This is a genomic window from Aeromonas sp. XH, assembly GCF_033348475.1.
Classification (GTDB): Bacteria; Pseudomonadota; Gammaproteobacteria; order Enterobacterales; family Aeromonadaceae; genus Aeromonas; species Aeromonas sanarellii.
Map to the genome: position 1 here is coordinate 1,311,880 of NZ_CP137630.1, position 16,209 is coordinate 1,328,088.

At 63.2% G+C, this 16,209-nt stretch carries 14 protein-coding genes; 4 read left to right on the plus strand and 10 right to left on the minus strand.

Annotated elements, in window-relative coordinates:
- Positions 1-144: 144 nt before the first annotated feature.
- Complete coding sequence (locus R2B70_RS06275) at positions 145-438, plus strand: hypothetical protein (RefSeq protein ID WP_042077302.1); 294 nt, start codon at positions 145-147, stop codon at positions 436-438.
- Between the two features lie 51 nt (positions 439-489).
- On the opposite strand, the gene R2B70_RS06280 is transcribed toward R2B70_RS06275, so the two are convergent.
- From R2B70_RS06280 to R2B70_RS06315, 8 genes are all read right to left on the minus strand, one after another.
- Positions 490-939 carry a C40 family peptidase gene (locus tag R2B70_RS06280; RefSeq protein ID WP_209793525.1) on the minus strand — a complete coding sequence of 150 codons (450 nt, stop codon included), beginning with the start codon at positions 937-939 and terminating at the stop codon, positions 490-492.
- A 115-nt stretch (positions 940-1,054) separates the two neighbouring features.
- Positions 1,055-1,969: a hydrogen peroxide-inducible genes activator gene (locus tag R2B70_RS06285; RefSeq protein ID WP_042077305.1), complete on the minus strand. Its 915-nt coding sequence runs from the start codon at positions 1,967-1,969 to the stop codon at positions 1,055-1,057.
- A gap of 300 nt (positions 1,970-2,269) precedes the next feature.
- Positions 2,270-3,235 (minus strand): alpha-L-glutamate ligase-like protein, encoded by a 966-nt coding sequence (locus R2B70_RS06290; RefSeq protein ID WP_042077307.1) that lies wholly within the window; start codon positions 3,233-3,235, stop codon positions 2,270-2,272.
- Between the two features lie 3 nt (positions 3,236-3,238).
- Entirely contained in the window at positions 3,239-4,777 is a 1,539-nt protein-coding gene (locus R2B70_RS06295; protein WP_042077309.1) for an inactive transglutaminase family protein, read from the minus strand.
- Positions 4,778-4,780: 3 nt separating this feature from the next.
- Positions 4,781-5,539 (minus strand): ATP-dependent zinc protease, encoded by a 759-nt coding sequence (locus R2B70_RS06300; protein WP_197068412.1) that lies wholly within the window; start codon positions 5,537-5,539, stop codon positions 4,781-4,783.
- An 82-nt stretch (positions 5,540-5,621) separates the two neighbouring features.
- Positions 5,622-6,599 (minus strand): tRNA 5-methoxyuridine(34)/uridine 5-oxyacetic acid(34) synthase CmoB, encoded by a 978-nt coding sequence (gene cmoB / locus R2B70_RS06305; RefSeq protein WP_318162905.1) that lies wholly within the window; start codon positions 6,597-6,599, stop codon positions 5,622-5,624.
- A complete protein-coding gene (gene cmoA / locus R2B70_RS06310) occupies positions 6,596-7,339 on the minus strand; it encodes a carboxy-S-adenosyl-L-methionine synthase CmoA (protein ID WP_209793528.1) in 744 nt (247 codons plus the stop codon). Before cmoA ends, cmoB begins: the two co-directional genes overlap by 4 nt.
- Positions 7,340-7,673: 334 nt before the next feature.
- Positions 7,674-8,522 (minus strand): DUF72 domain-containing protein, encoded by an 849-nt coding sequence (locus tag R2B70_RS06315; RefSeq protein WP_318162906.1) that lies wholly within the window; start codon positions 8,520-8,522, stop codon positions 7,674-7,676.
- A 432-nt stretch (positions 8,523-8,954) separates the two neighbouring features.
- On the opposite strand from R2B70_RS06315, the gene aspS reads away from it, so the two are divergent.
- The 3 genes from aspS to R2B70_RS06330 all read left to right on the plus strand — a co-directional run bounded on the left by aspS (position 8,955) and on the right by R2B70_RS06330 (position 13,497).
- The gene (aspS, locus tag R2B70_RS06320) at positions 8,955-10,721 is read left to right on the plus strand and encodes an aspartate--tRNA ligase (protein ID WP_318162907.1); all 1,767 of its coding nucleotides are present in this window, start codon (positions 8,955-8,957) and stop codon (positions 10,719-10,721) included.
- 104 nt (positions 10,722-10,825) lie between these two features.
- Positions 10,826-11,566: a YebC/PmpR family DNA-binding transcriptional regulator gene (locus R2B70_RS06325; RefSeq protein WP_042077319.1), complete on the plus strand. Its 741-nt coding sequence runs from the start codon at positions 10,826-10,828 to the stop codon at positions 11,564-11,566.
- A gap of 305 nt (positions 11,567-11,871) precedes the next feature.
- Entirely contained in the window at positions 11,872-13,497 is a 1,626-nt protein-coding gene (locus R2B70_RS06330; RefSeq protein WP_318162908.1) for a phosphoethanolamine--lipid A transferase, read from the plus strand.
- 344 nt (positions 13,498-13,841) lie between these two features.
- Here R2B70_RS06330 and nagC read toward each other — a convergent pair whose 3' ends face one another.
- Both nagC and nagA read right to left on the minus strand, forming a co-directional pair.
- Positions 13,842-15,056, minus strand: a complete 1,215-nt coding sequence (gene nagC / locus R2B70_RS06335; RefSeq protein ID WP_042077322.1) for a DNA-binding transcriptional regulator NagC — start codon at positions 15,054-15,056, stop codon at positions 13,842-13,844.
- Between the two features lie 4 nt (positions 15,057-15,060).
- A complete protein-coding gene (gene nagA / locus R2B70_RS06340) occupies positions 15,061-16,206 on the minus strand; it encodes an N-acetylglucosamine-6-phosphate deacetylase (RefSeq protein ID WP_318162909.1) in 1,146 nt (381 codons plus the stop codon).
- Positions 16,207-16,209: the final 3 nt, after the last annotated feature.

A 16,209-nucleotide genomic window follows, 5' to 3' on the forward strand; every position in this document is an offset into this window, starting at 1 on the left:
AAACCGGCTGGCGACACGGGGTGGGCCGAGGGCGGGCTTCTTTCCGTGGAACTGTGCTCGAGGCCACAGTTTTGGGGCATGTCGATTGGTTGTCTATCCAATAAGGGGTATTTGTGACTCATCGACTCAGAGGGAGAACCGCACATGACCAGGGAATTGCACTGCCTGCTGGCCCGGCTGGACGACGTGATCGCGCGCATGCCGGACAGTTTCACCACCTATGAATTTGCCCAGAAGCTGGCGCTGCAGCATCAGCGGGAGTATTTCGCCGCTGGCCACTCCCTGGCGGCGCAGGAGAAAAACCTGCTGCGCCTGCTCCACGAGAAGATAGCCCTGGCGCTGGCGAGTCATGATGGCGTCATCGAGGGGGCTCTGCTGCCCTGCACGACCCCCTGGGGGGAGCGTGCCACCTCGCCCCGCTGGCACCGCAAGCACTGAACCGGTAGCAACATGAAAAGGCCCCGAGGGGCCTTTTCTATTGGGGATCGCCTATTGGATCAGGCGGCGGGCCTGCCAGTAGCGGCTGTTCCAGTAGACGTTGTCGAGGCGCGAGCGGATCACCCCCTTGCTGGTGGAGGCGTGGATGAATTCTCCGGCCCCGGTGTAGACCCCGACGTGGTACTGCTGCCAGCCGGTCTTGAAGAAGACCAGATCCCCGTGCTGCAGCCGGTATCTGTCCACCGGGCGGCCGAGGCTGGCCTGGGATTCCGTGGTGCGGGGCAGGGTGAAGCCCAGCACCTGGCTGTAGGCGAGCTGGGTGAAGGCGGAGCAGTCGAGACCGGCGCGATCCGAACCGCCCATGCGATAGGGGACGCCGCGCCACTGCTGATAGAAGCTGTCGAAGGCGCTGCTCTGGCGCGCGGGGGGGGGCGGCTCCGGCGTGCTGGAGCAGGCGGTGACAAGCAGGGCCAGCAGGGACAGCAGCAAGGTGCGAAACATCTCAACTCCTTGATAGGGTTCGGGATTCATCATAGACGATGATCCTGCCTGGAACCTGAATGACGGCTGCATAGCGGATTGGCGCCCCTAGCAGGGGGCGCCGGCAATCCCGGCCTCAGCTCGCCGCCTTGGGGCTGATGAGGGGGGTGAGCAGCTCGGCAATCTTGTAGAAGGTCTGCACCCGGGTGGTGCTGGGGCGCCACACCAGGCCTATCTCCCGATAGGGCTTCTCCCCGGGCAGGGGGATGGCCACCAGATCCGAGTTGTCGAGGATGCCGGCATCTATGGCCATCTGGGGCAGGAAGGTGGTGCCGAGGCCCGCGCCCACCATCTGCACCAGGGTGTGCAGGCTGGTGGCGGCGAAGGGGTTGATCTTGCTCTTGTCCCGCAGCCGGCAGGCGCTCACTGCGTGCTCCGTCAGGCAGTGCTCCCGCTCCAGCAGGAAGATGCTCTGGTTGGGCAGCTCCTTGTAGTCGAACGGCATGTGCAGAGTGGCAGCCATATTTGACGGCATCACCATATGGAAGGGATCTATGCCCACCATCTTGCTGTGGAAGCCGCCGATCTCCACCGGCAGCGCCAGGATCAGCAGATCGAGCTGCCCTTGCTCCAGCTGCTTGAGCAGGTTGGTGGTGGTGTCTTCCCGCAGCAGCAGCTCCAGATCCGGATAGGCCTTGCCGCACACCTGCAGCAGCTTGCTCAGCAGGAAGGGGGCTATGGTGGGGATGCAGCCCAGGCGCACCGTGCCGTGCATGACGCCCCCCTGCTGCTGCCCCAGCTCCATCAGATCCCGGGCGTCGGAGAGCAGGTTGCGCGCCCGCGCCACTATCTCCATGCCGACCGGCGTCATGATGAAGCTCTTGTGATCACGCTCCACCAGCTGCAGGTTCATCATGTCCTCCAGGGTCTGGATCCCGGTACTCAGGGTGGACTGGCTGACATGACAGGCCTTGGCGGCGCGGTTGAAGTTCTTGTGCTCGTCCAGAGCGACCAGATATTGCAGCTGTTTCAGGCTGGGCCAACGTTGCATAGGAGAAACCCGATCGATGCTATCTATTTGATTTGATTAATCTACCATCGAGAGACCGGTTTGTCGCCGACATTAGGTACCCTCCTGGCAGGCGCTGTGCCTCACGGAACTGGGGGATGGCGCCCGCCCGGAGCGGTCGTGGCAGCTACCCCCGTCTGGAGCTTATCCCCTCGCACCGTGTCGTTGAAGGGGCGCCGCCACGGGATGTGACGGGGATCGGCCTTCCCCGGCTCCTGTGAGGAGCGGCCATAAAAAACGCGCCAGGGGCGCGTTTTTGCAAGGGAAGGACGATGTCATCGCCTACTCGTCGAAGATGCCGAAGTGATCCTTGGCGAAGTTGACCCGCTGCTCCACGTTCATCTTGACCTGGCCCAGCTTCTCTATGGTCTTGAGGTTCGGCACCAGGCCGCGGCCGTTGGCGATCTGGATGGCGAGGCCTGGGCGGGCGTTGAGCTCCAGCAGCATGGGGCCGCGGAACTTGTCCAGCACCATGTCGGTGCCGATGTAGCCCAAACCCGACATCTCGTAGCAAGAAGCTGCGAGCGTCAGCAGGGTGTCCCAGTGGGGCACCTTGAGCTCGTAGAGATCCAGGCCGGTGTCCGGGTGGTGGCGCAGCGGGCTGCCAAACTGCACAGCCCGCAGGGCGCGGCCGGTGCGCAGGCACAGACCCACCCCCACGGCGCCCTGGTGCAGGTTCGCCTTGCCGTCGGAGGCCGAGGTGGAGAGGCGCATCATGGCCATCACCGGGAACCCCTTGAAGATGATCACCCGGGCATCGGGTACCCCTTCGAAGGAGTAGCCGTCGAACACGTCGTCGAAGTTGATGAGCCCTTCCACCAGCGCCACGTCGGGCTTGCCGCCCAGGGAATAGAGCCCCGCCAGTATGTTGGAGACATGGCGCTCCAGATCCTGGCCGTTGCAGGCGCTGCCGTTGGGCTTGTAGAAGAGGCCGTCCTCCTGGCGCAGGATCACCAGGATCCCCTTGCCGCCGGAGCCGCGGGCCGGCTTGATGCAGAAGCCCGGCCACTCCTTGACCAGCGCCGTGATGCGGCCCACGTCGTGCTGCTCGCGGATGGTGCCGATCAGTTCCGGCACCGTCACCCCGGCGTCCAGCGCGATGCGCTTGGTCTTGAGCTTGTCATCCACCAGCGGGTAGAGACGGCGCGGGTTGTAGCGGCTGATGTAGGAGTGGTTGCGCTTGTTCATGCCGAGGATGCCTGCCTGGGACAGGCTCCACGGACTGGTGTATTTCTGCCAGAACCACATCTGTTACTTGTCCTTACCCGGGGTGGCACCAGACTTCATCTCGTCCACCAGCGGCTTGAAGCGCTTGAGTTCGCTCAGCTTGTAGCCGGTGTAGTTGCCCATCAACAGCACGGTCGCCATCAGCACCAGCTGCAGGCCGAGGAAGTTGAAGGTGAGGTGACGGATGAGCTCGTTGTCCATGGCCAGGTAGGCGATGACGGCCACCAGCAGGGAGCCGCCGCCCTGGCGGAACACCTCTTTCGGGCCCTCTTCCTCCCACAGGATGGACATGCGCTCTATGGTCCAGGAGAGGATGATCATCGGGAAGAAGGTGATCTTCATGCCGTCGGTCAGCCCCAGCTTGAAGGCAAAGGCCGAGAAGATGCCGATCATCGAGATCACCATGATGATGATCGCCGATATCCGCGCCACCAGGAGCAGGTTGAGCCTCGAGAGGTAGGAGCGGATCACCAGACCCGTGCCGACGATCAGCAGGAAGCCCACCAGACCGGTGACGAGGGAGGTCTGGATGAAGGCGACCGCGATCAGCACCGGCATGAAGGTGCCCGAGGTCTTGATCCCCACGATGACCCGCAGGAACACCACCATCAACACGCCGATGGGGATCAGCAGCAGCCCCTTGAACAGGGCCTGCTCTTCCAGCGGCAGGCTGTGGATGGAGAAGTTCATCATCTCGGACTTCTCGAACTTCTGGGCCAGGGCCACGTTCACCGGCTGCTCCTGCTCGATCATCGAGAAGGTGACGCGGGAGTTGTGGCCGCCGGTAACGTCCAAGAGGGCGCCGGAGTTGTACTCCCACAGCAGCAGGTTGGCCGGTTGACCCTGTTCACCGCTTTGCGGGTTGAACAGCTTGTAGTCGGTCGGGCTGTTGAACACCTGCAGGTAGTCCACCAGCTCCTGACGGCGGCGGCCATCTTCCAGGCTCAGGGCATGGACGACGCGGGCCGGGACGTCGGCGTTGTTCAGCAGCTCGGCGATCAGATTGGCACGGCTCTTGTGGGATTTCAGCAGCTCGGCGTTCTGCTCCTGCTTCTCGATCTCCTTGATGATCTCGCGGGTCAGGGTGTAGCCGTCGGCGGAACGCTCCTGGGCGCGCTCCAGGATCTGCTTCATGGCGGTGGCGTAAGGCTCGCTCTCGATCTGCTTCTCGATGGCGGGCGGCTGCGGATTCGCGGCCGGCTTGGCGTGGGCATCCGCCATCATGTCGACGCGGTAGTAGAGCTCCTGGCGGCCGGAGGCACTGCGGATGGACCACTCGGCGCGGGCATCCCCGTCCTTTTCCACGAACGACAGGCCATAACCCGGGCTCGCGGCGTTCTCGTTCATCAGGGTGAAGCCGGGCTGGGTGCCCGGAATGGCCAGGGAGGCGATGACGGGCTCGCCGGTCGCCTCGAACTCGAGCTTGGCCTCGATGGACCAGATCTGACGTTTTTCACCGGGCGTGAGGGGCACGTCCAGGGCGACATGGTGATAAAACGTCATTCCCAGGCCGACGATGAACAACAGGGCGACCAGCAGATAGAACGGCTTACGGGAAACCATGGATTATTTCACATCCTTGAGCTTGGGTTTGGGTTGGATATATTCGCGGGCCACGTCGACCACGGCGATGTCTTTGAGGAACTCACGGCCCAGCAGCACGGGGAAGGTCATGTCGCTGCGGTCTTTCAGGGTAAACTCGGCCTTCTCTGTCATGTCGCCGATGCGCACGGTGAGGCGCACCACGGGACGGCGGTCGAGGTCGTCGGCGGAGGCCTGGCGCACCCGCACGTGGCGCACCAGGGGTGCCTCGATCTGGATCTTGTCGTCCATCTCCTGGTGGCTCAGGAAGAAGCGCACCCAGTTCTTGCCGTTGCGCTCGAAGATGGTGATCTCCTGGGCGCTGATGGAGGAGGTGGTGGCACCGGTATCGACCCGCGCCTGGAAGGCGTCGTTGGCGGCGTCAACCCAGATCCACTCGGCTTCACCCACCAGCAGCTTGCCGTCTACCGTGTGACCCTGGCTCGGGGCTGGGCACTTCTCGGTGGGGATGGGCATGGCCTTGGGCGGCTCTGGCGGCAGTTGATCGAGCTTGCTGTCGACTTTGTTCACGGACTCTTTCATGTTGGTGACATCGGTGTTGAGCTGAACCAGCAGGTGCTGTTGCTGCACGTACTGCTTCTGTTGCTGTTCCATGGATGTTTGCAGGCGTTGCTCGCTCAGGGCAATCTCGTTGCGCAGCTCGGCCAGCGTCAGGGTCGGGACCGGGGGGGCTTTTTCCATACTGACACACCCGCCGAGACTGAGCAGGGAGAGCAGGGTCATTCCTTTTAATTTGCTTTTCATGTCATTCATTTAACTGTGCTTCCTGGAATTGGGTCAGTGTAACTTCCACAGCCGCCATCGGCTAGTCTTTGGCCTTTCTGGCGATCAGTACGGCACGCTTGGGTGCCGGGTATCCTTCGACCGTGAGTGCGGGATTGTTTGGGTCCAGATAATCACTCAGGGATTCGTTAATCATCCAGTCGGTACGACGCTGTTCGTCGATGCTGGTCATATTCTCGTCGACGATGCGCACCTCGGTGAAGCCGCAGCGCTCGACCCAGCGCTTGAGGGCGGCGCTCGAGGGGAGGAACCAGACGTTGCGCATCTTGCCGTAGCGATCCGCGGGCACCAGCACCTGGTTCTCGTCGCCGTCCACCACTAGCGTCTCCAGCACCAGCTCGCCATCGTCTTTCAGCTGGTTGCGCAGCTGTTCGATGTGCTCGATGGGGGACTTGCGGTGATAGAGCACTCCCATGGAGAAGACGGTGTCAAACGCCCGCAGCGCCGGCAGCTCCTGGATGCCGAGCGGCAGCAGGTGGGCGCGCTGGTCGTTGCCGGCGAAGTGGCGAATGGCCTCGAACTGGCAGAGGAAGAGCGGGCTGGGGTCTATGCCGACCGCCAGTTTCGCCCCTTCACCCACCATGCGCCAGAGGTGATAGCCGCTGCCGCAGCCCACGTCCAGCACATAGCGCCCCTCGAGGGGGCTGATGTGGGGCAGCACCCGATCCCACTTCCAGTCGGAGCGCCACTCGGTGTCGATGTGGATGCCGTGCACATGGAAGGGGCCCTTGCGCCAGGGCATGAGCTGGCGCAGCAGGCTCTCGGTCTTCTTGCGCTCCCCCTCGCCCAGGCTCTCGGCCCCGCCGATGGCGACCCGCTCTTTGAGCTCGATCTGTCCGGGGGGCACGACCGGCAACTTGACGAGGGCGCGGCTCCAGCGCGGCAGATCCCCGTGCTGGTTGTCGTGCTGCCAGGCGTGCAGCTGGGCCGGCAGGGTGTGCAGCCAGTGGCTCAGCCGGTTCTTGGCGATCAGTTGATAGAAGTTGGCGAAGTCGATCATGGCTGGGTCGGGTCGCTGGCTTTGATGGCGATCATGGAGCCGAAGTTGAAGCACTGGAACCAGAGATCCTGATGGGTGAAACCGGCGTCCCGCAGGCGCGCCTGATGGACCGCCAGGGTGTCGGTGCGCATCACGTTCTCAAGGGCGGTGCGCTTCTGGCTGATCTCCAGCTCGCTGTAGCCGTTGGCCCGCTTGAAGTCGAGGTGCAGGTCGATGAGCAACTCGTTGACCTGCTCGTCATCGAAGCGGAACTTCTCGCTCAGGATGAGGATGCCGCCGGGGCGCAGGCCATCAAAGATGCGCTGGATCAGGGCGGCCCGCTTCTCGGGCGCGACGAACTGCAGGGTGAAGTTGAGCACCACCACGGAGGCGTTCTCGATGGCGATGTCGCAGATGTCCGCCTCGATGAGCTCCACCGGTACCTCGGACTTGAAGCCGGAGAGGTGGGCGCGGGCCCGCTCTATCATGGGGTGGGAGAGATCCACCGCCGTGATGCGGCAGCCGGGCTGATTGACGTGACGGCGCATGGCCTGGGTCGCGGCGCCCAGGGAGCAGCCGAGGTCATAGAGGCGGCTCTGGGGCTGGGCGTAGCGGGCGGCCATCATGCCGATGGCGGAGATGATGTTGCTGTAACCGGGCACCGAGCGCTGGATCATGTCGGGGAAGACGTCGACGACCTGCTCGTCAAAGCAGAAGTCTCCCAGACGGGCGATGGGGGCGGCAAAAATCTGATCGTGCATGCTGACGCAACCTGGCAGCCGGTGGAGTCCACGGCTGCTTTGTTCAATTGAATCTTGGGTAGACGGGCATCGAAATGGCGTCGTCACCGGTTGACGAACGGGGTGGCTTGCTCCGGGATCCTTCGGGCTTGCCCTGCTCGCAACGGGCCATGGTCCGGGCCCTGCCTTGGTGCCGGGCACTGGTGGGCAACGCATTGCCATGCACCCAGGGCCGGGACCTTACTTGGGGCGCTAGTGTAGAGGAAAGGTCGGCGTTTGTCTTGACGCCAAGCCCCGTGGGGCCACAAAAAAACGGCTTTTTTTAGCGTCGGGGAAGGGGCGGGGAGAGCGCCGCTCAAAAGGGCAGCACACCCTGGTGCGCGCGATCGTTTTCTCCCGGCCAGGGGGCCATCTCCTGGCCGAGCAGGCGAGTGATCTGCCGTGCGAGTTCGGGGGCCCGGGCGTTGTCGGCGGTGTGGACAAAGAGGTAGAGATCCTTGCCCTCCCGGAGCCATTGTTGCCAATGGGGCAACCAGGACGGCAAAAAGGGGTGATTGTCCTCGGGTTGAGGCAGACCTATCAGGCGCACTACAGGGTGATTTGCCGTGGCCAGCAGGTGGACCGGCAACCTGGGTTTCTTGCCCTGGGCGTCCACCAGGGCGGCCGAGGTGGCGGGCACCGAGAAGAGCGGTCGGCTGTCGAGCATGATGCGGTTCACCCCCTTCTCCATCAGCATCCGGTTGAGGGCGCGCTCCGCCTCCCCCTTGGCGAAGAAATCGGGGTGGCGCACCTCTAGGGCATAGCTGAAGTCCTTCGGCAGCCGCTCGAAGAAGGCATCCAGACGGGCCAGCCCCTCTGGCCCGAAGCGGGCGGGCAGCTGCAGCTTGAGCAGCCCGAGCTTGGGGTGCAGTGGTTCGAGCAGGCGGATAAAGGCCACCACCTGTTTGTCTGCGCTCACCAGATCGCTCTGGTGGCTGATTTCTTTCGGAAACTTGAAGCTGAAGCGAAAGTGGTCAGGCACCGCATCGGCCCAGCGCCGCACCGTATCCGGGGTCGGCGAGGCGTAGAAGGTGGTGTTGCCCTCCACTGTGTTGAACACCCGGGCGTAGTGGGCGAGGTGCTCGGCGGGCCTGGCGCCCACCCCCAGCAGTTGACCGGGCCAGGCCGGGTGCGACCACTGGGGCAGGCCCAAATAGAGGCTCATGATGGTTCCTGTCGGCAGCTTGGCGCACGTTTATCCCCCCTTTTTGCGCCAGAACAACAAAAAACAGGGTAAAGGGGGCTGCGGGCCATTTTACCCAAATGGAGGTTTTCCTCTATAATGCCAACCCTTTTGTTTGCCAGATTGTCGTGATGCGCGCGACCGTGCCCCCCGGGTGACGGTGATCGCGGCCCGGCAGTGGCCAGACAACAACGCTTGCCGATGGCTTCTCGCCCACTCGTCATCCCTGCCGGGAGCGGGGGACCAGCCTGCCTTGGCGGCCAGATTCCGGCTCAGGGAAGCCGGATGACACGAGACTGATTTCAAACCGGGCAAGAAGCCGGATCTGGCCAGCTGTGATACGGACGGTGCTTGCCAGTCGTGCCCGGCGACTCAAGATGAACCGTCTCTCTACCATTTCGAAGGAAGAAGTCCATGCGCTCTATCTATTGCGGACAGGTCAATGAGGCCCATGCCGGGCAGACCATTACATTGTGCGGTTGGGTCCATCGTCGTCGCGATCTCGGCGGCCTCATCTTTATCGACATGCGCGACCGCGAGGGCATCGTGCAGGTGTTCTTCGATCCGGACAAGCCGGACGCCTTCGCCCTGGCCTCCGAGCTGCGCGGCGAGTTCTGCATCCAGGTGACCGGCGTGGTGCGCACCCGTCCCGAGTCCCAGCGCAACAGCGACATGGCCACAGGTGCCATCGAGGTGTTCGCCCACGAGCTCACCATCATCAACCGTGCCGAGCCGCTGCCGCTGGACTTCAACCAGGTCAACAGCGAAGAGGTGAGCCTCAAGTACCGCTACCTGGACCTGCGCCGTCCCGAGATGGCCAAATATCTGAAGACCCGCGCCAAGGCCAGTGCCTTCGTGCGCCGCTTCATGGACGAGCACGGCTTCCTCGACATCGAGACCCCCATGCTGACCAAGGCGACCCCGGAAGGGGCCCGCGACTACCTGGTGCCGAGCCGCGTGCACAAGGGCAAGTTCTACGCCCTGCCGCAGTCCCCCCAGCTGTTCAAGCAGCTGCTGATGATGTCCGGCTTCGACCGCTACTACCAGATCGTCAAGTGCTTCCGCGACGAAGACCTGCGTGCCGACCGCCAGCCGGAATTCACCCAGATCGACGTGGAGACCTCCTTCATGACCGCGCCCCAGGTGCGTGAAATCATGGAAGAGATGATCCGCAAACTGTGGCTGCACATCCTGAACGTGGATCTGGGCGACTTCCCCATCATGACCTTCGACGAGGCCATGCGCCGCTTCGGCTCCGACAAGCCGGACCTGCGCCTGCCCATGGAGCTGGTGGACGTGGCAGACCTCTTGACCGAGGTGGAGTTCGCCGTGTTCGCGGGCCCCGCCAAGGATCCGAAAGGCCGCGTCGCAGCCCTGAAAGTCCCGGGCGGCGCGGAGCTGTCCCGCAAGCAGATCGACGAGTACACCAAGTTCGTCGGCATCTACGGTGCCAAGGGCCTGGCCTGGATGAAGGTCAACGATGCGGCCAGCGGCCTCGAGGGCGTGCAGTCCCCGGTGGCCAAGTTCCTCTCCGACGCCATCGTGCGCGAGATCCTGGCCCGCACCGGCGCGGCCGACGGCGACATCCTCTTCTTCGGCGCCGACTCCAAGAAAGTGGTGTGCGACGCCATGGGCGCCCTGCGCCTCAAGGTGGGCCGCGATCTGGGTCTGGTGGAAAACGTCTGGAAGCCGCTCTGGGTCATCGACTTCCCCATGTTCGAGGAAGACGGCGAAGGCGGTCTGGCGGCCATGCACCACCCCTTCACCGCGCCGAGCAACCTGGGCCCGAGCGAGCTCAAGGCCAACCCCCTGGGTGCCTACGCGAACGCCTACGACATGGTGATCAACGGCTACGAAGTGGGTGGCGGCTCCGTGCGTATCCACAACAGCGAGATGCAGGCCACCGTGTTCGACATCCTGGGGATCACCCCGGACGAGCAGCGCCTGAAGTTCGGCTTCCTGCTGGATGCCCTCAAATACGGTACCCCGCCTCACGCCGGCCTGGCGTTCGGTCTGGATCGCCTCAGCATGCTGCTGACCGGCACCGACAACATTCGGGATGTCATCGCCTTCCCGAAAACCACCGCGGCCGCCTGTCTGATGACGGACGCCCCGAGCTTTGCCAACCCGGCCCAACTGGGCGAGCTGGCGATTGCGACCACCGTCAAGGGTGACGAATAAGCCTTCACAGGCACCGAAGGCCGTAGCGATGCGGCCTTTCCCGTTTTCCCTCGCGCAGTCGCAACCTGTGTTACTGAAATTTCAAACTATAACGGAGAGTCCCTATGGCAGGTCACAGTAAATGGGCCAACATCAAACACCGCAAGGCGGCGCAAGACGCCAAGCGCGGCAAGATCTTCACCAAGCTGATCCGCGAAATCACCACCTCCGCGCGTCTGGGTGATGCGGATCCTGCCAACAACCCGCGCCTGCGTGCGGCGGTGGCGGCGGCCCTGACCAGCAACATGACCCGCGACACCATCAACCGTGCCATCCAGCGTGGCGCCGGCGGTGGTGACGGCGAACAGCTCGAGACCATAGTCTACGAAGGTTACGGCCCGGCCGGTTCCGCCGTCATGGTGGAGTGCCTGACCGACAACCGCAACCGCACCGTGGCCGAAGTGCGTCACGCCTTCAGCAAGTGCGGCGGCAACCTGGGGACCGATGGCTCCGTGGCCTACCTGTTCACCAAGAAGGGCGTACTGACCTTCGTGGGCGCCGATGAAGACGCCCTGATGGATGCCGCCCTGGAGGCGGGTGCCGACGACGTGGTGACCGAAGAGGATGGCACCATAGAGGTGTACACCACCCCGAACGACTTCGGCACCGTGCTGGACGGTCTGGAAGCCGCCGGCTTCAAGCCCGAGAGCGCCGAAGTGACCATGATCGCCTCCACCGAGGCTGAGCTGGATGCCGAGACCGCCCCCAAGCTGATGCGCCTCATCGACATGCTGGAAGATCTGGACGACGTGCAGGAGGTGTACCACAACGGCTCCATCTCCGACGAAGTGGCGGCAACCCTGTAAACCCGCCCTGGAGGGCCGCAATGGCGGCATCCTCCTTCGGCGAGGCGGTAACGCCCCTGAGCGCCGGCCTCCCAACCTGCACCAACAACGGCAGCCAGCGGCTGCCGTTTTTTTATCCGCCAGACTCTGCCAACTCCCGCTTTTCTTCGCGCCCCCCCCTTAATGTCCGCTTAAGTTTGCCCCTCTAGGATCAGCTTGCATCCTGGCCGCTCCGGTCATCACTCCGCTCGGGAAGAGGGAGGGGATGCGCACAACGGAGCCTCCTTGCAAGGCTTCAGGAATCACTGGTTTGTCGGAGTCTCTCTATGCGTCCCACTCTGGGAGTGATCAAGGTCAATCTGTTGCTGGTGCTGCTGTTTGCACTGGTGTTCAACTGGCCCATCTTTCTGCACTTTTACCGGATCCTCAGCGCCCTCGAGCATGTGAAGGCGGGCTTCGCGCTCTCCATTCCCTTCGTGCTGATCGCCGCGCTCAACGCCGTCTTCCTGCCGTTCACCTTCAAGTATCTGCTCAAGCCCTTCTTCACCCTGCTGATCCTGACCGGCTCCCTGGCCAGCTACGCCATGCTCAAATACGGGATCATCTTCGATGTGGGCATGGTGCAGAACGTGGTCGAGACCAACAGCGGGGAGGCGGGCTCCTACCTCAACGGCTCCGTGGCGCTCTGGTTCCTGCTCACCGGCGTGCTGCCGGTGCTCTGCCTGCTCTGGATCCGGGTGGAGTACCCGAGCCGCTGGTACAAGGGGCTGGGCATGCGCCTCGGGGGCATCAGCCTCTCCCTGCTGTTCCTGCTCGGGGTCGCTGCCCTCTACTATCAGGATTACGCCTCGGTCGGGCGCAACAACCACAACATCGTCAAAGAGATAGTGCCCTCCAACTATGTGCGCGGCGTCTATCGCTATGCCAGGGACATCCTCTTTGCGACCCCAATTCCCTATGAGCAGATTGGTACCGACGCCAGGATCACGGCCAGGGGCGGCAAGCCGACCCTGATGTTCCTGGTGGTGGGGGAGACGGCCCGCAGCCAGAACTACTCCCTCAACGGCTATGGCAAGGAAACCAACGGGTTCACCGCCAGGGAGGCGGGGCTGGTCTCCTTCAAGGACGTGCGTTCCTGCGGCACCGCCACTGCGGTCTCCGTGCCCTGCATGTTCTCCAACCTCACCCGCCGCGGCTATGACGAGACCCTGGCCAAGTCCAGGGACGGCCTGCTGGACGTGCTGCAACACGCCGGCGTCTCCGTGCTCTGGAAGGAGAACGACGGCGGCTGCAAGGGGGTGTGCAAGCATGTGCCCACCATAGAGATCGAGCCCAAGGCCTTCCCGCAATATTGCGAGGGGGATGCCTGCCATGACGAGGTCCTGCTGCAGGGGCTGGATGAGCAGATCGCCGGGATGCGGGGCGGGCAGGGCGGCAAGCTGGTGGCCTTCCACCTGATGGGCAGCCACGGTCCGACCTACTATCGCCGCTACCCGGCCGCCGACCGCGCCTTCCTGCCAGACTGCCCGCGCAGCGACATCGAGAACTGCAGCAACGAGGAGCTGGTGAACACCTATGACAACACCATACGCTACACCGACAAGGTGCTGGCCCAGCTGATCGACAAGCTCAAGACCCTGGAAGATCAATACGATGTGGGCCTGGTCTATCTGTCGGATCACGGTGAATCCCTCGGGGCCATGGGGCTCTACCTGCACGGCACTCCCTACAAGTTTGCGCCGGACGATCAGACCCGGGTGCCGCTCCTGACCTGGTTCTCCCCCCAGTTGCAGGCGGATCGCCAGCTGAACCTGGACTGCCTGCAGCAGGAGGCGAGCAGCAAGCGCTTCTCCCACGACAACCTGTTCCACTCCATGCTCGGCATCATGGACGTGCAGACCCAGGTGTATGACGGCAAGCTGGATCTGTTCAAGCCATGTAGAGCGGGGTGAGTCGGATGGATGGAACACGACAACCAGTTGCCCCGCACCATGCTCGGCATCATGGACGTGCAGACTCAGGTGTATGACGGCAAGCTGGATCTGTTCAAGCCATGTAGAGCGGGGTGAGTCGGATGGATGGAACACGACAACCTGTTGCCCCGCACCATGCTCGGCATCCTGAATGTGCAGACCGAGGCCTGTAACGGCAAGCTGGATCTGTTCAAACCCTGCCGGGCGGGGTGAGCCACGGCGTCCGATTACGCCGCTACGCGGCTAATCGAACCTACGCTCGAAGCATCCATCAATAAAAAACGGCAGCCACTGGCTGCCGTTTTGGTTTGCAAGGTGAAGCCTTACTTCTGCTCCATGATGATCTGCAGCAGATCCCCTTCCAGCAGGGAGCGCTTGACCAGGGCGAAGCCGCCGATGGTGGGCTGATTCTGGAAGCGCGCCTTTACGATGGGCAGGCCGCGGTGGAAGCTTGGCAGGGACTGGTGCTCGACGCAGCGGCGGATGGCCGGGATCAGGATCTCCTCGGCGGCGGTGATTTCGCCGGCGATCAGCACCTTCTGCGGGTTGAACAGGTTGACCGTGATGGCGATGGCGCGGCCCAGGTGTTCCCCCACGTTCTCGATCACGCTGCGGGCCAGCTCGTCCCCGGCCAGGGCCGCCTTGCACACCTCCTGGATGGTGATGTGCTTCTCCTGCAGCGAGCTCAGGTGGCCGCGGCTGATGAGCTCCTTCACCTTGTCGACGATGGCCTCGTTGGAGGCGATGGTCTCCAGGCAGCCGAAGTTGCCGCAGTGGCAGCGCTTGCCGAGGGGCTCGACCTGGATGTGGCCGATCTCGCCGACGTTGCGGTTCTGGCCGAGGAACACCTTGCCCTTGGTGATGATGCCCGAGCCCGTCCCCTGATGGACGCTCACCAGGATGGAGTCCATGCAGTCGCGGGACTCGCCGAAGAAGTGCTCTGCCAGCGCCAGGGAGCGGGTGTCGTTGCCCACGTAGCAGGGGAGGTTGAAGTGGTGCTCTAGGAGCTTGGCCAACCCCAGATTGCGGATCTGGTAGGTGGGGGTGTAGATGACCATGCCGGATTCCGGGTTGACCAGGCCCGGCATGGTGAGCGCGATGCTGATGAGGTTGCGGCTGCGGTCGTTGTTGGCGTCAATGAAGGCGCCGATCTCCCGCAGCAGCATGTCGATCACGGGTTGCTGCTCTATCTCGGTCACCTGGGTGACGTGCTGATCGAGCTCCTTGCCGTCGAGATCGTACAAGGAGAGCTGCAGATAGCCGCGACCGAGCTTGGCGGAGACAAAATGAAAGCGATGCTTGATGGTGGTCAGGGAGATGGCGCGCCGTCCGCCGGTCGATGCCTGGGGCGACGTCTCCCTGATGAGGCCATGCTCGATCAGTTGCCGGGTGATCTTGGTCACGCTGGCCGGGGCCAGCTGACTCAACTCGGCAATTTTGACCCGCGAGATGGGCCCCTGCAGGTCGATGAGCCGATAGACGACCGCACTGTTCACCTGCTTGATAAGATCTACGTTTGCTATTTGTCCGCCAGTCATAGTGTCACTGTGTTGTGTAGTGTCCGTTAACCACGGTCCCGCAGACCGTGAAGGCCTGATCAAAGACGGTGAGGTTGGCAATTTTTCCGACCTGGATACTACCGAGACGTGAGTCCCATCCAATGGCGCGCGCGGGGTAAAGGGTGGCCATTCTCAGTGCTTCGTCGAGCGGCAATCCGACCTGTTTGACCAGATTTTCCACCCCTTCGATCATGGTGAGGGCGGAGCCGCCGAGTGTACCATTCTCGTCGACGCACTGACCATCGCGGAAATAGACGGTTGCGCCACAAAAATCAAACTGCTCAAAGCCTTCCGGTGCCCCGGCCGCGGCGGTGGCATCGGTGACCAGCACCAGCCGCTCCCCCAGCATCCTGTGCGCTAGGCGCACGTTGGCCCAGTGCACGTGGTGGCCGTCGACGATGACGCCGGCATAGACATCCTTGCGATCGTAGATGGCCCCGACCACGCCGGGCTCGCGACCGTTCAGGGTCGGGGTCATGGCGTTGTAGAGGTGGGTCGCAAAGCGAATGCCGTTGTCAAAGCCGGCCATGGCCTGGTCGTAGTTGGCGGCGGTGTGGCCGGCGGAGACCAGGATGCCGGCTTCCACCAGGCGGCGGATGTGCTCGGGCTTGTTGCGCTCCGGCGCCAGGGTGATCTTGGCGATGGCGTCCGCGTTGTCGCAGAAGAAGTCGATCATCTCGTCGGCGGGCTGGCGGATCTGCTCGGCCGGGTGAATGCCCTTGCGCTTGAGGTTGGTGTAGGGCCCCTCCAGGTGGACGCCCAGCACCTCGTTGGGGTGGGCGGCCATGTAGTCGCGGGTGACGGCGACGGCCTGCTTCATGTCCGCATCCGGGCTGGTGATCAGGGTAGGCAGGAAGCTGGTGGTGCCGGATTTCAGGTTGGCCGCCTGCATGGTGGCCAGGGTCTGGGTGGTGATGTGACCGTTGAACATGACGCCGCCGCAGCCGTTGAGCTGGACGTCGATGAAGCCGGCGCTGAGGTTGGCGCCCTTGAGGTCGATCTGCTCGATGCCGGCGGGCAGCTCGGCCCGGCGTGAGATGGCGACAATCTGGTCGCCATCGATGACCACGCCATAACCGGTCAGCACGCAGCTGCCGGTGTAGATAGTGCAATTAGTCAGAGCGTACATGGC

Coding starts and splice junctions, on each gene's coding strand:
- R2B70_RS06275 (WP_042077302.1), top strand. CDS start 145: ATGACCAGGGAATTGCACTGCCTGCTGGCCCGGCTGGACGACGTGATC.
- R2B70_RS06280 (WP_209793525.1), bottom strand. CDS start 939: ATGTTTCGCACCTTGCTGCTGTCCCTGCTGGCCCTGCTTGTCACCGCC.
- R2B70_RS06285 (WP_042077305.1), bottom strand. CDS start 1,969: ATGCAACGTTGGCCCAGCCTGAAACAGCTGCAATATCTGGTCGCTCTG.
- R2B70_RS06290 (WP_042077307.1), bottom strand. CDS start 3,235: ATGTGGTTCTGGCAGAAATACACCAGTCCGTGGAGCCTGTCCCAGGCA.
- R2B70_RS06295 (WP_042077309.1), bottom strand. CDS start 4,777: ATGGTTTCCCGTAAGCCGTTCTATCTGCTGGTCGCCCTGTTGTTCATC.
- R2B70_RS06300 (WP_197068412.1), bottom strand. CDS start 5,539: ATGACCCTGCTCTCCCTGCTCAGTCTCGGCGGGTGTGTCAGTATGGAA.
- cmoB (WP_318162905.1), bottom strand. CDS start 6,599: ATGATCGACTTCGCCAACTTCTATCAACTGATCGCCAAGAACCGGCTG.
- cmoA (WP_209793528.1), bottom strand. CDS start 7,339: ATGCACGATCAGATTTTTGCCGCCCCCATCGCCCGTCTGGGAGACTTC.
- R2B70_RS06315 (WP_318162906.1), bottom strand. CDS start 8,522: ATGAGCCTCTATTTGGGCCTGCCCCAGTGGTCGCACCCGGCCTGGCCC.
- aspS (WP_318162907.1), top strand. CDS start 8,955: ATGCGCTCTATCTATTGCGGACAGGTCAATGAGGCCCATGCCGGGCAG.
- R2B70_RS06325 (WP_042077319.1), top strand. CDS start 10,826: ATGGCAGGTCACAGTAAATGGGCCAACATCAAACACCGCAAGGCGGCG.
- R2B70_RS06330 (WP_318162908.1), top strand. CDS start 11,872: ATGCGTCCCACTCTGGGAGTGATCAAGGTCAATCTGTTGCTGGTGCTG.
- nagC (WP_042077322.1), bottom strand. CDS start 15,056: ATGACTGGCGGACAAATAGCAAACGTAGATCTTATCAAGCAGGTGAAC.
- nagA (WP_318162909.1), bottom strand. CDS start 16,206: ATGTACGCTCTGACTAATTGCACTATCTACACCGGCAGCTGCGTGCTG.